Origin of the sequence: Planococcus chinensis (assembly GCF_042681545.1) — a bacterium.
Taxonomy (GTDB): Bacteria; Bacillota; Bacilli; order Bacillales_A; family Planococcaceae; genus Planococcus; species Planococcus chinensis.
The window spans coordinates 1-537 of sequence record NZ_JBHUFW010000015.1; the positions used below are offsets into that span (position 1 = coordinate 1).

Sequence of the window (537 nt, forward strand, 5' to 3'; positions counted from 1 at the left end):
AAAAAAATGGAGCGGAAGACGGGGGTCGAACCCGCGACCTCCACCTTGGCAAGGTGGCGTTCTACCACTGAACTACTTCCGCAAAAAATGGTGCGGGTGAAGGGAGTCGAACCCCCACGCCCGAAGGCGCTAGATCCTAAGTCTAGTGCGTCTGCCAGTTCCGCCACACCCGCGTGGCAATGAAATTGTAAAATGGTGAGCCATGAAGGATTCGAACCTTCGACCCTCTGATTAAAAGTCAGATGCTCTACCAACTGAGCTAATGGCTCGTAAGAGAAGTGGTGCCGGAGAAAGGACTTGAACCCTCAACCTACTGATTACAAGTCAGTTGCTCTACCAGTTGAGCTACTCCGGCGAAAGAGAAAAAATGGTGGAGGATGACGGGATCGAACCGCCGACCCTCTGCTTGTAAGGCAGATGCTCTCCCAGCTGAGCTAATCCTCCGTTATGTATGCCCAGCGACGTCCTACTCTCACAGGGGGAAACCCCCAACTACCATCGGCGCAAAAGAGCTTAACTTCCGTGTTCGGGATGGGA

The 537-nt window shown here is 53.3% G+C and carries 5 tRNA genes and 1 rRNA gene; all 6 read right to left on the reverse strand.

The features are described from left to right. Nucleotides 1–7: 7 nt before the first annotated feature. Nucleotides 8–82 (reverse strand) — tRNA-Gly (locus ACFSDB_RS16925). A 6-nt stretch (nt 83–88) separates the two neighbouring features. Beyond that, nucleotides 89–173: transfer RNA gene (locus tag ACFSDB_RS16930), tRNA-Leu, on the reverse strand. 20 nt (nt 174–193) lie between these two features. Beyond that, nucleotides 194–269 (reverse strand) — tRNA-Lys (locus ACFSDB_RS16935). 10 nt (nt 270–279) lie between these two features. Then, nucleotides 280–355, reverse strand: a tRNA-Thr gene (locus ACFSDB_RS16940). A gap of 13 nt (nt 356–368) precedes the next feature. Then, a tRNA-Val gene (locus ACFSDB_RS16945) sits at nt 369–444 on the reverse strand. A 9-nt stretch (nt 445–453) separates the two neighbouring features. Beyond that, nucleotides 454–537 (reverse strand): 5S ribosomal RNA (gene rrf, locus ACFSDB_RS16950); the annotation flags it as partial.